Origin of the sequence: Pseudoteredinibacter isoporae (assembly GCF_040372805.1) — a bacterium.
Classification (GTDB): Bacteria; Pseudomonadota; Gammaproteobacteria; order Pseudomonadales; family Cellvibrionaceae; genus Pseudoteredinibacter; species Pseudoteredinibacter isoporae_A.
This window is the reverse complement of the sequence record NZ_BAABWJ010000018.1, coordinates 1-3,673: the sequence shown is the minus strand read 5'-3', so window position 1 is coordinate 3,673 and position 3,673 is coordinate 1. Positions and strand designations below refer to the sequence as shown.

Genomic DNA, 3,673 nt, shown 5'->3' with positions numbered 1-3,673 from the left:
ACACAGTGTCGATCTGTTTTTGAGGGAATAGCAGTGACTAATATTGCATCAAAAGATATTCAAAATTTGCCTGTAAGCGAGAACAAAGGGGTTGTTTTTGCTACAAAAGGCAAAATTGTAGATCAAAATGGCAATGTTATCTCAGTTGGTGAAAGCATCACTAAAGGTGAGGTGCTGCACACTGGGCCTGAATCTGCGGTGCTGGTGAAGTTTGCCGGAGGGGTACTGGTGCTCGGCCATGAGCAGCAGATCGACATCGACCAGCGTTTGCTGGATTTAATCAATAAGCACAAAGTAGACGATTCCGTCGATGAAGGCGTGGACTTCGACCGATTGGAGCAGGCGCTGGAAGAGGGTCTGAGTCTGGAAGAGTTGCTGCCGGCAACGGCGGCCGGTTCTGCGCCCACGTCTTCGGCGTCGGGCAGTGCGGCCGGTGCGGGCGTGCGGTTTGTTCTGACGGGCGCCGAAACCATTCCCCTGGCGGGTTTTGAAACCACCGCCCCGGATACGGCTTTTGCGGGCCCGGATGATCAATCTGAGGCGGTTGATTCCGAACCCGAGGCGACGGACGATGAGGATACTGTCACCAGTCTGGGTGTGGCCACCGGTAATGTGGTGACCGGTATTGATGTCGCGAACGGCGACAGCAACAGCCAGGACGGCAACGCCGATGACAGCGGCATCAATGGTTTTGGTGCGTCGGTTGTGGTGGGGGTCAGCACCGGCTCGGGTGTTGTCGTCAGCGATGGCCGTAATGTGGGCCAGGCCTTCACTTCCGATAAAGGCACCTTGATTCTCAATGCCGATGGCTCTTATCAATACACCCCGTTCCGAGAAGCCACGGGGCAGGACGTGTTCAGCTACACCGTCAGTGATGTGGATGGTGATTTGTCCACCGCCACTTTAACCATCAATATCGATGCGATTCCGAGCGTAGACATCACACCTCCGGGAACCGACGAGACCGGTGCTCTGCAAAATACCGTCAACGAAGCGGGTTTGCCCGAGGGCACTCAGGCGGGCAACGGTTCCCATATCACCGACGGTCAGATCCGTTATTTTGCGGGTGACGGTGGCGTAACGGTGCAAATTGGCGGTGTGAACGTCATCGTCAATGGTGAGCTGCAGGTGAGTGAAGTGGCCGGTCAGTTCGGGCGCTTACTCATCACGTCGGTGGATGCCAACGGCATCAACTACCGCTATGAATTGGATCAGACTGCAGATCACAGTCAGGGCGCGGTACAGGACGATTTTGCGGTTCTGATCAGCGATAACGATAGCAATGCGGCCGATGACATCAGTTCAACGTTAAGCATCGCCATTGTGGATGATGCGCCAATCGCGCAAGACCAAAGCGATGCCGTGGACAGCAGCTTACAAGCCACGGGCAATGTGATCACCGGGCAAGACATTCCCAGTGGCGATGCCAACAACAGCGACGGCGTGGCCGATCAACTGGGCGCCGACGGTGCCGGTACCGTCGTGGGCGTGGTCAGTGGCAACACGACCGATGAAAGCACCACCGGTGTTGGGCAAACCATCAGCTCCGATATGGGCACCTTGGTGTTAAACGCCGATGGCAGTTACCAATACACCGCCAACCCCGGCGCCTTCGGGGAAGACACTTTTACCTACACCCTGCAGGACGCCGACGGTTCCACCGATGTGGCTGTCCTGACCATCAATGTCGATGCGGCCAATGTGCTGAGCGACGATGACGAAACCACCAGCTTGCTGTCTGGGGAAGCCGCTTCGGGTAATGTGTTGGCCAACACCGATAACCCGGATGGCCCCGATCCAGCTGTGGTCACGAGCTTTATTTTTAACGGAACCGAATACCCGGCCGGGGACTCCATCACCGCCGCCGGTTTAGGCACCTTTACCCTGACCGCGGACGGCAATTACACCTTCAGTGCCAGCAGTGGTTTCTCCGGTACCGTGCCTCCGGTGCAATACACCGTCAGTGATGGCATTAATGAGGTGAACTCCACCCTCAACATCACCGTGATCTTGCCCAATATTTTAAGTGATGGCAGCGAAGTGGTGACGGTGCCCGAAGACACCGTAGGCACCGGTAACGTTCTGGACAACACCAACAACCCGGACGGCCCTTCCGAATCCCTGGTGAACTTTACGGTCGATGGCACCACTTACACACCGGGTCAAACCGCGACTCTGACCGGCGTCGGGACCTTAACGATTGAGGCCGATGGCGCTTACACCTTTACCCCTGAGCTGAACTACAACGGCCCGGTTCCTATTGTCAGTTATACCGTCACCGACGGTGTCGACAGCGTGAGTTCCACCTTGTCCATCTCGGTGGGCGCGGTGAATGACCTGAGCGATGATGACGAAACCTTCTCCACCCAGGAAGACACGCCACTGTCGGATAATGTTCTGACCAATGCCGTCAATCCAGATGGCCCTGGGCCCGCTGAAGTGACGACCTTCACCATCGGTGGCAACAGTTATGTGGCCGGTGATACCGCCACCATCGTGGACGGCGGTGTGACCGTCGGACAAATCACCCTTAACAGCGATGGCAGTTTCACATTTAATCCCGAAACCAATTACGCCGGCCCCGTCCCCGCCATCCAGTACACCGTCAGTGATGGGGCATCATCGGTGAATTCGACCTTGAATCTCAGTGTCGGTGCGGTGAATGATTTAACGGATGGTGATGAAAGCATCAGCACCAATGAAGACACGCCCACGAGTGGCAATGTTCTCGATAACACCAGCAATCCAGATGGCCCAAGCCCAGCCTCGGTAAGCGGTTTCAGTATCGGGGGCAATAACTACACGCCGGGCACCACCGTGCCGGTCACTCAGGCTGGTGTTGCTATTGGTGACTTCACCTTAAACAGTGACGGCAGCTACAGCTTTACTCCGGCACCCAATTACAACGGTGCGGGCCCTACCGTGAATTATCAGGTCACAGATGGGGCGGCGACCGTCAACTCACAATTGCAAATCACTGTCGATCCCGTGGACGATGGCGACCCCAGTGTGGTCATTCCTGATAACAACGGGGCCGCTACTGGCGACGAAAGTGTTGTTGAAGATGGAACGCTCACTGGCAACACATTCACGATCACAGCACCGGATGGTTTGGTGAATGTCACCATTGGCGGACAGACGATCAGTCCCGCTGCCTTGGCGAATGTCGCCACCAGTAACATCACGATAGTGGGCAGTGAAGGGACCTTGACCCTCACGGGCTACAACTCAAGCACGGGTGTGGTGACGTACAACTACGACCCAACAGGGACCAACAAAGATCACAGTGGTGCTGAGATCACTGATGCTTTTGCCGTCACAGTTGAAGATACCGCTGGCAGCACCGCTTCGGGCGTGCTGGATATTTTAATTACCGATACGGCGCCGGTGGCCAACGCCGATACCGATTCCACAAACGCTGACACTAATGCAACAGGTAATGTGAGAACGGATGTCGGCGGGGCCGATGTTGATGGTGCCGATGCGGCAGAAATTACCGGCGTTGTAGCCGGTACGCAAACCGGTGACATTACTGGCGGTGTGAACACGGCTATTGCCGGAACACTCGGTTCACTCACGATTCAAGCCGATGGTTCCTACACTTACATCCCAGGTGCGGGTGCAGCCGCTTTGGCCGAAGGTGCAACCGCCACCGACACCTTTAGCTACACCC

The 3,673-nt window shown here is 56.1% G+C and carries 1 protein-coding gene; it reads left to right on the top strand.

Features of this window, described 5'->3' with window-relative positions:
* Positions 1-33: 33 nt before the first annotated feature.
* On the top strand, positions 34-3,673 hold a 3,640-nt coding region (locus ABWW03_RS19820), incomplete at its 3' end, for a beta strand repeat-containing protein (RefSeq protein WP_353411405.1).